The organism is Ruegeria sp. BG11, assembly GCF_056538565.1.
The window spans coordinates 729,489-745,254 of record NZ_JBQFTH010000001.1 but is presented as its reverse complement, the minus strand read 5'-3'; the positions used below and the strand labels follow the sequence as shown (position 1 = coordinate 745,254).

Annotated in this window: 22 protein-coding genes and 1 riboswitch; of the genes, 16 read left to right on the top strand and 6 right to left on the bottom strand. The window is 54.0% G+C overall.

All coding sequences use genetic code 11. The annotated features are described in order from the left end of the window. Positions 1-4 precede the first annotated feature (4 nt). Positions 5-208, bottom strand: a riboswitch (cobalamin riboswitch). 26 nt (positions 209-234) lie between these two features. The 5 genes from ACR0JF_RS03750 (at position 235) to ACR0JF_RS03730 (ending at position 6,182) form a co-directional block, all read left to right on the top strand. Further along, positions 235-1,305: an NAD(P)-dependent oxidoreductase gene (locus ACR0JF_RS03750; RefSeq protein WP_480668892.1), complete on the top strand. Its 1,071-nt coding sequence runs from the start codon at positions 235-237 to the stop codon at positions 1,303-1,305. A 232-nt stretch (positions 1,306-1,537) separates the two neighbouring features. Beyond that, entirely contained in the window at positions 1,538-1,717 is a 180-nt protein-coding gene (locus ACR0JF_RS03745; protein WP_170640978.1) for a hypothetical protein, read from the top strand. Between the two features lie 160 nt (positions 1,718-1,877). After that, positions 1,878-4,271, top strand: coding sequence for a VapE domain-containing protein (locus ACR0JF_RS03740; protein WP_170747377.1), 2,394 nt, complete (start codon positions 1,878-1,880; stop codon positions 4,269-4,271). Positions 4,272-5,491: 1,220 nt separating this feature from the next. After that, a complete protein-coding gene (locus tag ACR0JF_RS03735; RefSeq protein ID WP_170640972.1) occupies positions 5,492-5,854 on the top strand; it encodes a hypothetical protein in 363 nt (120 codons plus the stop codon). A 28-nt stretch (positions 5,855-5,882) separates the two neighbouring features. Further along, complete coding sequence (locus ACR0JF_RS03730; RefSeq protein WP_170640970.1) at positions 5,883-6,182, top strand: hypothetical protein; 300 nt, start codon at positions 5,883-5,885, stop codon at positions 6,180-6,182. Positions 6,183-6,489: 307 nt separating this feature from the next. On the opposite strand, the gene ACR0JF_RS03725 is transcribed toward ACR0JF_RS03730, so the two are convergent. After that, positions 6,490-6,885, bottom strand: a complete 396-nt coding sequence (locus ACR0JF_RS03725) for a thermonuclease family protein (RefSeq protein ID WP_170640968.1) — start codon at positions 6,883-6,885, stop codon at positions 6,490-6,492. A 57-nt stretch (positions 6,886-6,942) separates the two neighbouring features. Continuing rightward, positions 6,943-7,872, bottom strand: coding sequence for a RadC family protein (gene radC / locus ACR0JF_RS03720; RefSeq protein WP_170640966.1), 930 nt, complete (start codon positions 7,870-7,872; stop codon positions 6,943-6,945). Between the two features lie 491 nt (positions 7,873-8,363). Between radC and ACR0JF_RS03715 the strand changes: the two genes are divergently transcribed. From ACR0JF_RS03715 to ACR0JF_RS03700, 4 genes are all read left to right on the top strand, one after another. After that, positions 8,364-8,636 (top strand): hypothetical protein, encoded by a 273-nt coding sequence (locus ACR0JF_RS03715; RefSeq protein ID WP_170640963.1) that lies wholly within the window; start codon positions 8,364-8,366, stop codon positions 8,634-8,636. Between the two features lie 91 nt (positions 8,637-8,727). Then, a complete protein-coding gene (locus ACR0JF_RS03710; protein WP_480668399.1) occupies positions 8,728-8,856 on the top strand; it encodes a hypothetical protein in 129 nt (42 codons plus the stop codon). Then, positions 8,856-9,239: a Fic family protein gene (locus tag ACR0JF_RS03705; RefSeq protein WP_170640961.1), complete on the top strand. Its 384-nt coding sequence runs from the start codon at positions 8,856-8,858 to the stop codon at positions 9,237-9,239. The genes ACR0JF_RS03710 and ACR0JF_RS03705 overlap by 1 nt, the downstream gene beginning before the upstream one ends. A gap of 19 nt (positions 9,240-9,258) precedes the next feature. After that, entirely contained in the window at positions 9,259-9,459 is a 201-nt protein-coding gene (locus ACR0JF_RS03700; RefSeq protein ID WP_170640959.1) for a hypothetical protein, read from the top strand. 91 nt (positions 9,460-9,550) lie between these two features. Here ACR0JF_RS03700 and ACR0JF_RS03695 read toward each other — a convergent pair whose 3' ends face one another. Beyond that, a complete protein-coding gene (locus ACR0JF_RS03695; protein ID WP_170747376.1) occupies positions 9,551-10,333 on the bottom strand; it encodes an HNH endonuclease signature motif containing protein in 783 nt (260 codons plus the stop codon). A gap of 328 nt (positions 10,334-10,661) precedes the next feature. Here ACR0JF_RS03695 and ACR0JF_RS03690 point away from each other — a divergent pair, with 328 nt between their 5' ends. Next, positions 10,662-11,579 carry an HNH endonuclease gene (locus ACR0JF_RS03690; protein WP_170640955.1) on the top strand — a complete coding sequence of 306 codons (918 nt, stop codon included), beginning with the start codon at positions 10,662-10,664 and terminating at the stop codon, positions 11,577-11,579. Positions 11,580-11,933: 354 nt separating this feature from the next. Here ACR0JF_RS03690 and ACR0JF_RS03685 read toward each other — a convergent pair whose 3' ends face one another. From ACR0JF_RS03685 to ACR0JF_RS03675, 3 genes are read right to left on the bottom strand one after another with little or no spacing between them, the layout of a single operon-like run. Further along, entirely contained in the window at positions 11,934-12,272 is a 339-nt protein-coding gene (locus ACR0JF_RS03685) for a hypothetical protein (RefSeq protein WP_170640953.1), read from the bottom strand. Next, positions 12,269-12,457 carry a hypothetical protein gene (locus ACR0JF_RS03680; protein ID WP_170747375.1) on the bottom strand — a complete coding sequence of 63 codons (189 nt, stop codon included), beginning with the start codon at positions 12,455-12,457 and terminating at the stop codon, positions 12,269-12,271. The genes ACR0JF_RS03685 and ACR0JF_RS03680 overlap by 4 nt, the downstream gene beginning before the upstream one ends. Positions 12,458-12,466: 9 nt before the next feature. After that, positions 12,467-12,604 carry a hypothetical protein gene (locus ACR0JF_RS03675; RefSeq protein WP_170640949.1) on the bottom strand — a complete coding sequence of 46 codons (138 nt, stop codon included), beginning with the start codon at positions 12,602-12,604 and terminating at the stop codon, positions 12,467-12,469. Between the two features lie 688 nt (positions 12,605-13,292). On the opposite strand from ACR0JF_RS03675, the gene ACR0JF_RS03670 reads away from it, so the two are divergent. From ACR0JF_RS03670 to ACR0JF_RS03645, 6 genes are read left to right on the top strand one after another with little or no spacing between them, the layout of a single operon-like run. After that, on the top strand, positions 13,293-13,907 hold the full coding sequence (locus ACR0JF_RS03670; protein ID WP_170526807.1) for a hypothetical protein: 615 nt from the start codon (positions 13,293-13,295) through the stop codon (positions 13,905-13,907). A 35-nt stretch (positions 13,908-13,942) separates the two neighbouring features. Further along, entirely contained in the window at positions 13,943-14,155 is a 213-nt protein-coding gene (locus ACR0JF_RS03665) for a hypothetical protein (protein WP_170640947.1), read from the top strand. After that, the gene (locus ACR0JF_RS03660) at positions 14,152-14,493 is read left to right on the top strand and encodes a hypothetical protein (RefSeq protein WP_170640944.1); all 342 of its coding nucleotides are present in this window, start codon (positions 14,152-14,154) and stop codon (positions 14,491-14,493) included. The genes ACR0JF_RS03665 and ACR0JF_RS03660 overlap by 4 nt, the downstream gene beginning before the upstream one ends. Next, on the top strand, positions 14,490-14,855 hold the full coding sequence (locus tag ACR0JF_RS03655; RefSeq protein WP_170640943.1) for a hypothetical protein: 366 nt from the start codon (positions 14,490-14,492) through the stop codon (positions 14,853-14,855). The genes ACR0JF_RS03660 and ACR0JF_RS03655 overlap by 4 nt, the downstream gene beginning before the upstream one ends. Beyond that, positions 14,852-15,103: a hypothetical protein gene (locus ACR0JF_RS03650; RefSeq protein ID WP_170640941.1), complete on the top strand. Its 252-nt coding sequence runs from the start codon at positions 14,852-14,854 to the stop codon at positions 15,101-15,103. Before ACR0JF_RS03655 ends, ACR0JF_RS03650 begins: the two co-directional genes overlap by 4 nt. A 43-nt stretch (positions 15,104-15,146) precedes the next feature. Next, a complete protein-coding gene (locus ACR0JF_RS03645) occupies positions 15,147-15,641 on the top strand; it encodes a GIY-YIG nuclease family protein (protein WP_170640939.1) in 495 nt (164 codons plus the stop codon). Positions 15,642-15,766 lie beyond the last annotated feature (125 nt).

Below are 15,766 nucleotides of genomic sequence, written 5' to 3'. Positions count from 1 at the left end.
CCGGTTTCATCTTCGGGCGCTGGCAGGTCTCCCGGCTTGCGGATGTCAGAGGCGTACTCTGTCGGATGTCCCGCCTTCCCGGCTTTGAGCCAGTGGCTTGGGCACCCTCTCCGGTCACGGTCGCGGGGGCGGCTGCGCTTGGCGGAAAACCCGTTGACGCATTCCCTTTTCATCTGTTCGCACAGACACCAACACGAGGCTCATGCGGCACGCACCCGCAGCTTGTCAAGCGCGATGCAGCTCAGACCGCTGCGGCACGTTGAAAAGCGACCTGCCAGCGTCGCTAGGCGGCATGAACAGGACGCTGATGCATGGTCGCATGGTCTCAAATCGCAAACGGAGGCGAAATCCATGAAAGTAGGTTTTATCGGGCTTGGGAATGTGGGCGGTAAGCTGTCAGGGTCATTGCTCCGCAATGGAATCGACCTGACGGTTCATGACCTAAGTTCCGATCTTGTTGAGGCTTTTGTCGCGCAGGGGGCCAAAGCGGCTGAAAGCCCGGCCCAGATGATGCGCGATTGCGACGCTGTGATCACCTGCCTGCCGTCGCCTGCGGCCTCGGACGCGGTGATGCAAGAGATGCTGCCCGAGGTTGGCCCCGGTAAAATCTGGATGGAGATGTCCACCACTGACGAGGCCGAGGTCAAGCGATTGGGGGCATTGGTTCTGGAGCGCGGAGGGGCTGCAGTCGATTGCCCTGTCTCGGGTGGCTGCCACCGTGCGGCGACGGGCAATATCTCGATCTTCGCCGGCTGCGACCGCAATACCTTCGAAAGCATTTTGCCGTTCCTGACCACCATGGGACGGCGCGTTCTGCACACCGGAGAGCTCGGCTCGGCCTCGGTTCTGAAAGTGTTGACCAACTATCTGGCAACGGCCAACCTGATCACCTGTGCTGAAGCGCTGGTCACCGCCAAGGCCGCCGGGATGGATTTGAACACCACCTATGAGGCCATCAAGATTTCGTCAGGGACCTCGTTCGTGCACGAAACCGAAAGCCAGGTGATCCTGAACGGCTCGCGCGATATTTCGTTTACAATGGATTTGGTGAAAAAGGATATCGGCCTGTTTCAGGATGTCGCCGACCGCGCCGGTGTTCCGCTGGAAATCAATCCGGTGATGATCAAGATATTTGAGGATGGCATCGCCCGGTTTGGCGAGCGTGAGCTGTCGCCAAACATCATCAAACGCCTTGAAGAAGCCACCGGCTTGGACATCCGCGCACCGGGTTTTCCTACGGAAATGCAGGACGATGAGCCGGAAGAACCAGGGTACGAAGTGGTGCCTCGGGGGCGTTCCTCCTGAAAACTGATTCCCGGAGACGGTATTTAGAGGAAGGGGATGTGGAGGCGAGTACCGGAATCGAACCGGTGTACACGGATTTGCAATCGACACTTTGCAGGTGTTTGCGGATTTCTTCTCGGTAGAGTTGTTCGATGTCTAGCATGTGGCTAAGTCCTTGTTACCTCTATGACAATTCATATAATTTCACAGAAAGTCATGAGTGTTGAATCAAACGTTTTGATACGTTGATGGCATGAAGCACACACCGATCCGCACCACATCGTGCATACAGAACCAGCGCAAATATGACGTTAAAACTGACCGTCTGACGCGGACTGTGATGGACCGTCGCAAGGCGTTGCATCACGCCGAACAGGCGCTTGCCGATCATCTGCTGAAAGAGAAAAACGCCCGACTGTATAGGGCGGGTTGACCCGCACGGGTCGAACGATCCAGCATACCGAGGCACCACAAGCCATCTCAGGGTGCCTCAAATGAAGTGACCCGGTGCGATCTGCACCGGGCCGCTAACATATCCCCCTGACCTCTCACAGCAGGGACCAAGCAACGATGGACCATGAAAGGACCACGCAATGGATGGCACAAAAGTAACACCCTTTAACACTGGCGATCAAGGTATTCTGGTACCCCAGATAGGGGGCACGCACATTCAGTGGTTACAGGCGGGGTTTTTAGACACCATCCCTGTGATCCCGGCTGGTGCCGCACTGCACGAGACGTCGAAGGTCGACCCGGATGCCCGAGGCAAATGCCCCGGCGACTACTTTGGAGGTGCTTGGGACGGGCTTGGATCGTGGCCCAGCTATGAGATGAACGGTGTAAAGGCCGCGCGGTTAGACGAACTCGGTGCGAACACAGGCTTAAAAATGGGGGGGCGGTGGACCGGCTTGGATGTCGACCTTACCGACCAAGATACCGCACAGGCCATGCTCAATCGTATCCATGAACTCGGTGGTGGTGAATACTTTGTTCGGTGGGGCCAAGTGCCGAAATTCATGGTCCTGTTCCAGATCGCACCCGGCGAAACGATCCGCAGGCGTCAGTACCCGATCCGACGTAATGGCGAGACCCAGCGTATTGAAATCATGGGTGTAACAGCCAAGGGGCGACCTTCTCAGGCCGTTGTAGCAGGTATTCACCCCAAGGGTGCCACATACCAATGGAACCGACCTCTACGTGCCGATTTGATCCATCAGGCGACGGCTGCCCAAATGGACTATCTGGTCAGTGAACTCATGACGATTGCCGAGGGGCACGGCTGGACCAAAGGTCGGGCTTCCAATGTGAACACCAGCAATGACGGCCTGTCGGGTCTGGGTAGCGAGCCGCACGACCCGCGCCTGATCGGGCCTGTGGTCGATCTGATCAGGAACGATGACTTGGAATATGACGACTGGATCGGAATCGCATACGCCATCAAGAACTCCTGCGGTGGTGGCGGCTGGGAAATGTTTGAGCGGTTCAGTGCGCAGGCACCAAAGAACGATCCGGCGTACACCAAGCGGATATGGGACGGTTTCGACGCGGACGGGTATTCCGGGTTCGGCAAACTGGTCTATTGGGCGCGTCAATCAAATGGCGGCGTGCTACCTGGTGATCTGGAATTGCGCGTTAAGCAGGGAATGGTACTCAAGCAGGCCATGCAGGCCGGGATGCCTGAGATTGCCCCACAGGTGCCCGTCCCGCTCGGTACGGTACCGGGGGCGGCTGTTACGGGTGAGGTGTTACCAGCAGACGGTCAGCCCGTGTTGGCCCATCACGGCGATGGGCAATTTCAATTCACTTCGGTCGACGGCAAGCTGGTTGCGAACTACGCGAACGTGCTGGCCACCCTGACCAACAATGACATTTGGCGCGGCGTCTTTGCGTTCGATACGTTCAACAACAAGCGCGTCATTATGCGAGACATGCCGTGGCTCAACGCGACAGCCGGTCAATTCGTGGCAGACGCCCACTATCGCGGCGTCCATGCTTGGATGCAGGCGCATCTGTTCAACAAGATCGGATACGGCGATGTGCTGCGTGCCGTTCAATACGCAGCCGACCGCAACACCTTTGACCCGCTCGCAACCTACCTGAACGGCCTGCAATGGGACGGTGTGCCCCGGATCGGTGCGTGGCTCTGGACTTACTGCGGTGTCGATGCGACGGCGTGCGATCCGGCATATATGCACTACCTTGCCGCAGTGGGCCGCAAATGGCTGATTGCTGCTGTGGCCCGCGCGCTGGAACCCGGCTGTCAGGCTGATAACGCCCTGATCTTTGAAGGTCCGCAGGGTGTGGGTAAATCCAGCGCTCTGGCGGCGTTGTGTCCAAACCGGGATTGGTTCGGGGATTCTTTGCCGGACTTCCATCACAAAGACGCCAAATCCTACTTACAGGGTCGCTGGATCATAGAGATGGCGGAACTGACGCAGGTCCATCGTGGCGAGTTGGAAAACATGCGGTCGTTTCTGACAACCCCGGTCGACATCTTTCGCCCGTCCTACGGCGTTGAGGAAATCATAGTTCCAAGACGGAACGTGTTTGCCGGATCGACCAACCGCGACGACTACCTGCGCGACCCGGCTGGTGAACGTCGTATGTGGATCGTGCAGACAGACGGCAAGTTTGATGTCGAAGGTCTGCGCGGTGTGCGTGATCAGTTATGGGCCGAGGCGGTGCGCGCGTACGGTAACGGTGAACAGTGGCACCTGACATCCGGTGAGGAAACATCTGCACGGCAGATACAGATGGACCGTGTACAGGTCGATCCGTGGCAGGACACGTTGGCGTCGTTACTCGCAAACAGACCTGAGACCAGCTTGCCCGAGTGTTTCGCGCTGATGGGTATTGCCGATAAGGAACGCACGACGGCACAACGCAACCGCATTAAGACAGCGTTAGCGGGTCTCGGTTACGTACGCAAAGGTCGCATCAAAGCGCGTGGAACGTATCGTGACGCCATCAAATACACGCTAAAATAAGTGGGGCACAAACGTGGGGCACGTTTTTGGAAAACCCCGCATATATGTGCAATGATATAAAATTCACTTTTGGGGCATCCACTTCTTACTTAAACGGACGTCCACTTGTACTATTCGGTAGTATCAATAAGTTAACCCTATATTTTTGTGCATAAAGGTGGGTCAAAAACAGGTCGTGCCCCACAGTTGTGCCCCAGCCTGTAGAGGTTAGGCGGAAATTAAATGCCCCATGCCCCAGCAACCAACGAAAGTATGAATACAGCATAGATGATCGGTCTATTATGGGGGCACATATAGGCGGGCTATGACGGACCACTGCGCACCGTGAACGCAACCCACCAGCAACCAACGATCAACGCAGACGCAGCGGTACAATGACCGGCAGGGGCGACGGGCATAGTGTAGCGGCATGGGTCGTGCGGTCCGTAACGGTATCTATGTTTCGCAATAGATGAACGTATGATCACTGCACGCTACGCACCACCCCACCAGCATGACCACCCCACACCTCGGTCACCCTCAGCACGTCTCGACACGTGACGTTGCACGTTGAGCGTTGCGGTTGCTGCGGCTGTGGTGGCTGGGCAGAGCGTAAGCCGGGGGGGATTGTGTGAAACCGTTCAAGGGGGTGCCGTCACCGCACCGGGGTGTTGATTTCTACAGTAACGCCTCAAAATGACCTTGGTAAAAATCAATTCATTGTTCTCGACCTAGATGGGCGTCTTGCAGCTTGCGGATACCCTCAGACAAGGAGCCAATTACACTGGTTAGCTACTCACTAGGCAAATTCGAACGTTAAACCTTCTAGTTGATGTAATCTTTGATATACTGCCGCTGCGCGCGCGCGCGCGCGCGATCGTTGGTCCTGAGCAACGCGCTAAAACTTGGCCCTAGTCGCTCAAGACTCGCAGGTGTCCAGCATGACCCATCTTGCACAGCTCAGTACCCCCCGCCACACCCGCCAACCGACCATTCACAACCGATCCGACAAACGCTACGAAATCACCGGCGGTTTAGTTTACATTTTTTGGTCGCGCCTGACAGAAAACCCATCAACGACATCTCACAGCGATAGATGGAAGTCATTGGCTCGCGAAACCTTCTTGTCTTTTTGAGGTTATGCCAAAAAACCGCTAACTCGCGGTTTTTTTGGCAGAATTTCGAATGCGAATTTTGGGTTTCTTTCCTAGATAACTCTTGAAGGAAAGGAGAACTTAGCAATGAAGATCAAGAAGACAATTCCAGTTTTGAGCGCATGCGGAACACTGTTCATATCCGCTTGTGCGCAACAACCGGGGGCAATAGCGCCGGTTTCAATGGGTGATACCTATGGCGATGTAGCGTGTTCCCGCGCCGCAAGTCTATACAAACAAGAGTCGGCAAAAGTTCCGACACTGGTGGCGGCGCAAAAGAATGCCGTAACGGGTGATGCGTTAGGCGTTTTCTTGATTGGCGTACCTGTCTCAAGCCTTTCAGGTGCCGACCTTGAAGGAGAGATTGCCGCTACAAAAGGGAAGCTAATCGCTTTGGCTGGCCGCCTAGAAGCATGCGGTTCGTCTCCAGCCGCTGTTGCCTGGGGTTGAGTTTCTAAAAGCGATGCGGACCAGATGCATGAAACGAACGATAGCAATCTTTGCACTAACGGCAGTTACGGCATGCGCCGTCGATGAAACAGAGCATTCTCCGACCTATACACCTGTGCCCGCGGCCGCTCCGACGGCTTCCGGCGCAGCATCCCCAGTTCATACCCAAGCGGTTTGGGTGAACCCCATTGATGGGCAGACATATATGCGTACGGGCAGCGAAGATATGTTCATGCACCTTGATACCAACGACATGTATATGCGGGTTGGCTCAACTCATGCGATGAACCTCGAAACCGGCGAAATTAAGTACATGGGCGGCTGGTGATGGAATAACTATTTGTAGTAATCGCGGGAGCGTTGGCGCTCTTTTTCTTGATCTGGCTGTATATCCTGCTGCCCGTAGGCATGGCGGCACGGAGAAATCGTAGACAACTGATTAGGGTTTTTGTCAGTTTTTTGGGGTCACCTATTCTAGCCTGTCTTCTTCTGCTGGCTTTGGGAGATGCAGAATGAGGTACACATTTACTGCCGCTATTCTCGCAGTGGGCTGCATTGCAGCATTGATTGGTCATGTAACGACGCTTAAAAGCAAAGTCGTACATGTCCGCGAAGCCGACACTCGCTCCAGTTCATCACCTACAATATCTAGCTCGCTTTAGTCTTGATTTAGCTGCTGGCGTCTCTAGGTGCCTGTATCGCCCCCCCGAGTACCGGCGACAATCCAGCGCATGTCCTGCAGCAATAACAGCGGCGCTAACGTTTTCTCCATCGGCGTAACATGTCCCGATATAGCGGTCTCCGTTCTTCTCGCCGGTCAGCTCGCATCGTATGGATTTCCCGCGAAGGTAGTTCACCATCCAACGCCTTCCGTCTTGACCGGCCAGTGTGTCCAGCTCAGGGGCATCAACGCCCTGAAACCTAACCGGGGTGCCGTCTACAACGATTGTGTCAGCGTCACGGACGTGTAGGGAACCCGCGTGGGCGGCGGCGGAAACTAAGACCAGCGCAAGAGAAAGAACGCACTTCATCAATCGGACTCTCTGTCAAACATCACAGTTCGCCAGATGCCTAAAGACTTACACGTCTTATAGCAATTCATTCGACCGAAATGAGTATTCTTCTTTTTTTCCAATGATGACATGGTCATGGATCAAAATGCCCATCGTGTCACAAGCGTCCTGAATGCGTTCTGTCATGGTGACATCCGACTTGCTGGGTGTGGGGTCGCCAGATGGGTGGTTGTGGACCAAAATGAGCGAACTTGCGTTGAGTTCCAAAGCACGTTTGACAACCTCGCGCGGATAAACCGGTACATGGTCAACAGTACCTCTTGACTGTTCTTCGTCAGCAATGAGAACGTTCTTGCGATCCAGATACAGGACACGGAACTGCTCAACTTCGCGATGCGCCATAGCAGTGCGGCAGTAAGTGACCAGTGCTTCCCATGATGACACGACGTCCCTTTTCATAACCTGGGCCTGAGCCATCCTGTGCCCGAACGCCTCGACCACGCGGAGATGGTAGTAGACCCAATCGGTTGCACCTTCGACCTGAAGAACACGATGCTTTGACGCAGCAATGACGCCGTTCAAATCACCGAACTCAGCCAAGAGGCGCTTTGCGAGTGGCTTTACGTCGATCCGTTGAATCGCGTTGAACAGTAGTAGCTCCAGCAGTTCGTATTCAGGCATTGGTTCGTGGCCGCCCTTAAGAAAGCGAGTTCTCAATCGCTCTCGGTGCCCCCAATAATGGGGCCGCTTGGCTCCGTCATCTCCCTTTACCAAACCGCCGCCAGCGGCATTTTTTGGCGATAGCCGGTCGCGGTTGACATAGGCTGGCGCATAAGCCGGTTCTAGTGCCGCGTCAGGCGGCGGTGTGCGTGCTTCGAGGTCCTTCAAACCTTGCAACGCATCTTCTGAAAAACCGCCTTGCCCATCGTATTTGACCAACTTTCCGAACTTCTTCTTGTCTCCGGTTAAGACCTTTTTGAGATTTTCAAGCATTTGGCTCTTCATCACTGTATCCGCTTTGGACGCCTACCAGGTGAACTTGCTCAAAGGTTGGTTAAAGGGTGGTAAACGCACGAAAGCAATCTATGTGGGCGCTCGATTTCAAAGCCTGCGCGACTCGCACCACTTGTTGCACGCGATGGTCGAAAACTAGAGTCAGGGCCGTTCCTCAGACCTGGGTTCTTGGTACTGCCTTCGCCAGCTAAAAAAGCGCGTTTACTCGACAGAGCGGTATGACACAGTCACTGCCACTTGCTGCTAGCGAATGTTGACAATCTCTTGTTTGAGGAACTGGCGAGCGGAAACCGCAGGCTCAAGAAACGAGACAATCGTTTGAGCAGCAAAGGCTTTGCCAAAATCGACTGCACAATATTAGTTGTCAACGCAACGGCTTTGTTTGATCAACACGGCCACCGCGCGTTTGATGCTGAACGATTACTAGGGTGGCTAGTGAATAAAACTACACGCGGTCAGAGACTGTGTTAAGGTTGTTGGCGATGTTAGAAACCATCTTCTTTATCTTAGGAGGTGCTTTGGTTCTTGTGATCTTAGCGCCTATTGTACTCGGTCTGATTTGGACTGTAATCGCCGCTTCGTTTTGGCTTTTACATAACCTGTACCTCATTGATGGTGGGGACTCAGATTTAGTACAGGGGCGTTTTCATAATGGGAAATGGGACTCCGATCAGCGTTCGCCGAGGAAGGCGGTGTGTTTGGTTGCGCTTATTGGATTTTTGGCGTTTCTAATTGCTTCGGGCAACCTCTTCTAAAATAGATCAAAATTTTGGTGTCATACCAATCATCGATGCTACCAGTTAAACACAGTTGACGATCCGGTGCGCAACGGATCATCCTAGGCGCATGACCAACGATCAGAAAACACAACCCGAACGCGTGACGAAAAAACCGTCTCGTGAAGAGGTTAAAGCGACGATCAAACGTACGGCCAAAGACATGAAAGACGTGTTGGATCGGCTGGCCGACAAGTAATGATTTACCAGGTCACTTATGACGACATCCTGCTGGCTTATTGTGAAGCGATGCGGGTGCCTGATGCCAAGCCGTACATAAAAAGTGAACACAGCATTCGAAGCGCTATTGCCAGACCGTATGCGTCTTTTGGTGGCAAGAATGTGTATCCAACATTGCATCATAAAGCCGCCGCGCTTTTGCATGGTGTCGCAAAAGCACATGGCTTTCACGACGGCAACAAACGTGCGGCTGTGCTTATCACCATGATTATGATTCGACTGTCGGGATACGATCTGCCGCCTGTTTCAATTGATTTTCTGGACAAGATCGTCGTGCGTCTGGTTGAGGGCAGCATGTCACAGGAAGCTGCCGCGACTTGGTTTCATATTGTTACTGAATAAACGAAAGGTAGGTTGAGTCATGGAAGGTTTAATTGGTGGACTATCCTTCATCCTCTTAGGTGTCTTTATCATCTGGCTCTACATTTTACCGATCACCATGGCAGGACGGCGCAACCGGTCTGGTTTGATTTGGTTTTTAATCGGTCTGGTTGGATCGCCACTGCTGGCAATTCTTTTGCTGTTGGCGTTGGGTAACGCACCTGAACAACCGACGAGTTAGCTTCATTAAACCACTCAAAAAGTTGACATTAATCCGCCCTAGATGTTGCTTATTGTCCGCAATATGGCAGTTGGATGTTACTATTATCGCTTCAATAAGGACGATAGCGTTTCTTTTCGAGAAAGCGCCTGCGGCTTTCAATCAATTCGACTTCGTCCTGAGTCCATTCGGGAAGGTGTGGGGCAATGTCTCTGCGATTGAGTATGCCGTTCAATTCCTCAATAGTGATCACGGTGCGCAATTTTGCCTCAAGATCATTACCGCTAGGGAGCGTCTCTCGACTAGCCGCAGTCGATCTGGGACGGGGTACCGGCACCACTCGACTAGCCGAAGTCGGCGTGGAGCGAGGGGTGAATGCTGGCCCCACTCGCTTCTGCCTTTGAGGGTCGAATGACCGATTCGACACCTCGAATTGCCTATTCTTCGTGGACAAATAAATATCGATTGCTGCCTGCGTTTTAGCCTGTTGGTTTTCGAATTTAGCTTTTCTTCGACTGACCCGCTTTCGTACTTTGTCTGGATTTGCAGCTTTCGAGGTATCCAGCCGCTGACGACGCCTTTCCCGGTTTACGGAAGGTGTAACAATCTCAAGATTTTCGGCTCGGTTATCGCTGGGGTCATGGTTGATATGATCGACTTCGGCTCTTCGATCCACCCAGTGACCTAACGCGCTGGCCGCAATAATCCTGTGAAGTCCCGTCATCGTCGGGCCATCCGGCCCCTCCAGCGGGACAATCATATACGGTTTGCCATCGCGGTTTTCTTGACTAAGGAAATACTCTAACTGACCAGCGTCAAGTTGTTCTAAGACCTCTTCAAGAGGTGGCAGACGCATTTCATGTTCATATCTTTCAATGTAATCACTCTTGTCCACTGTCATACCATTCCAGACTACGCACCGCCATTTGAGGCCACACTATCAATGGTCTCACAACCTACCTAGTTACTCTTGGCGACTCTCTAAATAGTATAAGCCCGTCGATCTGTCGCTTCATGACGGCCGGGAAATGGTCGAAGGGTTCATGCGTTACACTCAACAACCCACGTTGAATCAAGATCAACAAAGGTACTGTCAGACGAATTCGAAACGGTCTCAGCTAGGCCAGTAGAACTGCCCTTTTTGCCCGCGTTGGGCCGAGCACTACCACTGACTAGCTGAAAATCATTGGCTATAACGCGACGCATGCATCTATGTTGACTATATGAAAACACCTGATTTGCTTGAGTTCTTGCGCAGCCGGATGTCTATGGCGGACGTTTATCAGCCGGTCATCATCAAGCAGTTGCTGCTAAAGGATGGCGCTTGCACGAAAGCGGAACTGGCAACGGCTCTCGCTGGGCATGACTTTAGCGTGCAGGAATATTACGAGCGGATAGTTATGCGCTGGCCCAAGATCACTCTGACCAAGCACGGAGTAATCGATTACGAACGCAAGGGTTCGGTTTTTAGGCTGCTGGCTTACCCCGAGCATGCGGGGGATCGAGATCAAGCGATTGCCATTTGCGAAGAGAAGATCACCGGTTGGCTTGAACGAAAGAGACTACGTGAACGTGCTCCGGAAGCTGGAGCGTCAGTACGCTACGAAGTCCTAAAGTCCGCCAATGGTAGATGCCAGCTCTGCGGTATAGCTTCCGAAATCCGACCTATCGATATTGACCACATTGTTCCGCGCTCTAAGGCCAACAAGAATGGCAAAATACGACTCCACGGCAAGTTGATTGATGTGAACGATCCCGAGAATCTCCAGGCGCTTTGCTTTGCCTGCAATCGCGCGAAAAGAGATACTGACGAGACAGATTTTCGTCGTCGCGACAAACTTGTTCGTGACCGAATTCCAAACCTGATCAGAGCAGAAGGGCGAGAGCCGGTTGTAAAGGAACTGACAGGAAATGCGTTGACGAACGCACTATACGACAAACTGATAGAAGAGCATGCTGAGCTGATTTCTGCAAAAGATACTGGCCAAAAACGCGAAGAATTGGTCGATTTGATTGAGGTGATCTTGGCTCTTGGGGACCAGTACGGGTTGAGCAACGGAGAACTCATGCGACTTGTGCAGGACAAACGTGAAAAGAGGGGCGCCTTCAAAAAGGGATACTTCTACCAGCGTGATAGGTAGGTATCCGTATTAGTCTTCCAGCTTCCTCAACACTTGGTCGAAAGTATCTCGTAATGTCAAAATAGAAGTCTGTGGTTGCAAGGTTTACCTCGAGTCGTTTTGCGAACATTGAGAACGTGTAAGTCGCTTCCTCAGCTTGTTGATCATGTTTAAACTGCATGTGTTGAAGCCAGAACAGTGCGAACGTAAAACCTGCCACCCTAAGTGCCGCTGAGGACAGTGTTTCGCTGCTGAAAGTGACATAGGTAAATGCCTGACGTGCTGGTATCCTTGCAGACCGGGATACCCCCTATGCATTGGTTCTAAGCGCCTAATCTCGCCCGGTTTCTAGAATACCAAAGGGGAAATTTAGGCTCAAAGCGGCCAGCATACGGAGCCGCCATCAAGGTGATACTTGACCAGACACAAGCGGCCATCATTCAGCAGTATTGTTGTCCCGACGGTCAATTTGGTGGCGGTCCAAAGGCTGGCACCGAACGGTTTGAATTCAACACCACCTGATCTGATTGAACGCTGTGGCTGCCGCTGTTGTTGGTAGCGCTGCTGTTGTTGCTGGCGCTGTTGCTGACGCCGTTGCTGTCGCAGGTATTCACGTCGCCGTTCAATTCGGCGCTTGCGCCCCCGGCTCTTGGCCTCGGCTGCCACTGGTAGAGCAAAACTAGTAGCTCCAACTAGAAAGGCACGTCTGTTCATTCATCGTCTCCTTTAGCGCTGTCCACCAAGATGAACGCAGCGATACCGATGGCGGCCAACGCGGCCCAGAACATTGGCAGTCCCAAAGCGACGCCAAAGATGAGCAAAGGCACGACGAGTAGCATAGCTTTCAACATCTCACTTTCCTTTGCATCCAGACGCACTGCGGTTTCTGTCGCAACCACTAGGGTTTCTTATGTCCAAGGCCCTGCTGAATTAATCTTCATGTCGCGCCATTTTTCGAGCAACGCGATCTTGTCTTTTAGTTGTTTGATCTGTGTGTGCTGGTTCCACGCGACCACTGCGAGGATGACGATTGCTGCCCAAATCATTTTGTGGCTTCCTTTGTGTCGTCTTTGGTCAAGCCATTGACGTGAACTTCGCTCTGACTTGAAGTACTCAGGGTCGTAAGCAACGTCTCGTTTTCAGTCAATTTGACGAGAGCGCATTCCGCGACATCCATATAGCCTCGACCGAGACTCGAGTTTGTAGCGACAAACACAACGTGCTTTTGTGTGGTTGCAAGCCCGCCTTATAGGCGTTCTTCTTTGCGTCTTCGCGGCATCTTAGGCACTCCAATATCATTGATTGTGCTTTAAATGGGTTTGCCGCGCAGGCTCCACAAACGAATACCTGCCATTTAATTGCGATTTTTTGCCTTCTAACTGTGCCCCACTGGCCCTCTGAGTTCAGGTTCAGCCGGCAAGTTGTGATCAGGCGGCGTCACATCGTGACATTCTAGCCATTCGATAATCGTCAACCATTGGCTCTGAATGCTGGGAGCGTCCCGGTACTCATACAGTTGTTCTAACTTGCATCGCAGGTCGTACGGTATCTGTCTTGGCCATTTTTCCATGCCGTATGTTCTATCTTTGTTCACATGCGGGTCAAGCCTTGCGGTTGGCTACCTGGTACCGTCTGACCCTACGTCACGTTGAATTAGTTTGAATTAGTATTTGACGAATCTCCTATTAGTTTTCAATTAGTTTGCATCACTAATTGGCAATAAGGGGATTAGCCATGACTAAAGCGAGAGAAATTACAAACGCGCTGCGGGCCGCAGCGGTTCAGGCCGCTGAGGCTGCCGGTTATTCGGTTGAGCGCCAGACCGGCGTTGGTCGAGGCCCGAACCAGCGTCTGCTGCTTACCAAAGACGGTCAGACACGGACCGCAGCCCTGCGCACCAGCCGTGACATGTGGGTTGCGTTCGCACCGGATGGCGATGGTGGCTGGAATACACTAGGCGATGTCGATCTGGTCCTGCTGGCCATGGTCGATAACGTCGACACTCAGACAACCGGCACTGTCTGGTTGCTGGATGCGGCGGACCTGTTGCCTCGTTTTAACCTGATGGCTGAGACCATGACGGATCGCGGGCAGGAATTGCAGCCCGGTATGGGCGTCTGGATTCACGCGAACAAATTACCAAAAAGCAATCGCTACGCAGCCGGGTCCGGCATGGTCGAAGGCGTCAAGCCGCTGGTATCCGGTGTTGAACTGATACCCGGATCGACACCGGAATTGAGCCACGCCAGCCCAAATGATGTGTCGCCGCTGGATCAGGCCATTGCGGCTCTGGCGGATGAATTGGGCGTTGAACCGTCTCGGATCAGCATCAGCATCAGTGGGTCGTAAGCCCACCACCTCACACGAAACGAAAGGAACAAGCCTTGTTTACAACAATCGGAAAAGTATTGGCCGTGATCGGTTTCACGGCTGCCCTGCTGCTGACCGGGCTGGGTGTCATCATCTACGTTGACGTGATGGCCCCGCCCGAACTCGCATATGCCGCCATCGGCACGGGCGTGTCGCTGCTGATCGGCTCGACCGTCATCGGTATTCTGGCCGAGATTAGCCAGCGCGTGGAAGGCGGTGCGACATGAAATCCAGATCACACAGATTCACCCGCAAACCGTACGCTTGGATCGTAGACGTTGAGAACATCGGTATCGTGCCGGTGTTCCACAACACCAATTACAAAAAGCAGCGTTACATGCACGTGTCGGATACCAACCGGCACTTTGCGGCTCAGATGGACGCGTTGGAACAGTCCAAGATGGTCGTGTTCCAGATCGACAAGTCGGACACCGATTACACCTGTGTCGGATATGTGGGTGACACAAGCAGCACCGCAAACCTCGCTTACGTGTTCACCGTCGATAACATCCAGATCGACCGGGACACCCTGACCGTTTCTTTTGACGTGGTGGGGAAGGTATGACCGAGCATGGATTCACACGCGCCGGTCGGATGTACAAAAACACTGACGGTAAGGTGGTGGTCGAAGTGAACGCGTCGACCGCACCCGGCATTTACGCATTTGTCACCCACGACGGTACACCCGGCAAAGTCGGTCTAGGTACTGGCGGTGGTGGCGTCGTGGGTCGTCTGGCCACGTATGCGGCGTTTCTCAATCGGCAGCCGAAACCAGATCGACCGAATGAGGTCAAACTTCACCCGTTGATTCACGCCGCGCTGGATACTGGTGAGGTCGCGATATGGGTACAGTACACCGACGACGCGCGCGGGCTGGAAAAGTCCACCACAGCCGCTATCGGCCCCATGCCGTGGGTGCTGCGGTGACCCAGCACCCCGTCACCATCACGCGCCGCATAGGCAGCAACAGAGGCCGTACGCGGCTCTGGATCGAAGGTCAGCACCTTGACGCTGCTGGCCTCAGCCACGGCACCCTGTGGACGCTCACAGCGACCGAGACGGGTCTTGTGATCCAAGCGGACCCGAATGGTAAGCGTCGGATCGCAGGTGGCCAGATCGGCCCATTGTGGACATCGTGGGCCGGTTTGTGCCGTGGCCGTCCGGATCGACCGTAACGGTCACTTACGCACCCGACAGCGGTCGGATAGAGGTAGAACTATGGCACGACTGATCGACAGCATCACTTACAGGGCAGACGGCACGCCGCTGCTGCCGCTCTCCAAAGGCCGCGCGGCGGCTGTGCGCGATGCGTTACGGGCCGCGATGGATGCCGGATTGGTGGACAAACGCCACGGCGGTGTGATCACCAGCCTAGCGGACCTGTGTGCCGATGTGGCAGACGGTGCGGCACTGGATCACGACCAGCACCGCTGGGTCTATCTGCACGCCAGCCAAGACCACCCGGACCTGTGCAAGATCGGATATACCCGCGATCTGTCAAAGCGGCTGAGTCGGTCCACAGACAGCCCGTCCGGCCTGCATCGTGTCGCAGCTTGGCAAGTGGCCAATCTGGACGCAGCGCGCGCCTATGAGGCCGAGGCCGAACGGTTGCTACCTAAGCACACCGGCACGGGTGGCAGCGAATGGTTTGCCGTGTCACCTGCTGACGCGCTGGCCGTGTTGCAGGCCGCGTGGGGCAATCCCGATCAGTAAACAGCCCGTGCGGTCCGGATCGGCTAGGGTATCCGGCAACTTGTCGGAGACCACACGGACCGGGTGTCTTGCAAGTTGCAAGAGACCAAATGCACTGGGTGTCTAACAAGTTGTTAGACACGGCC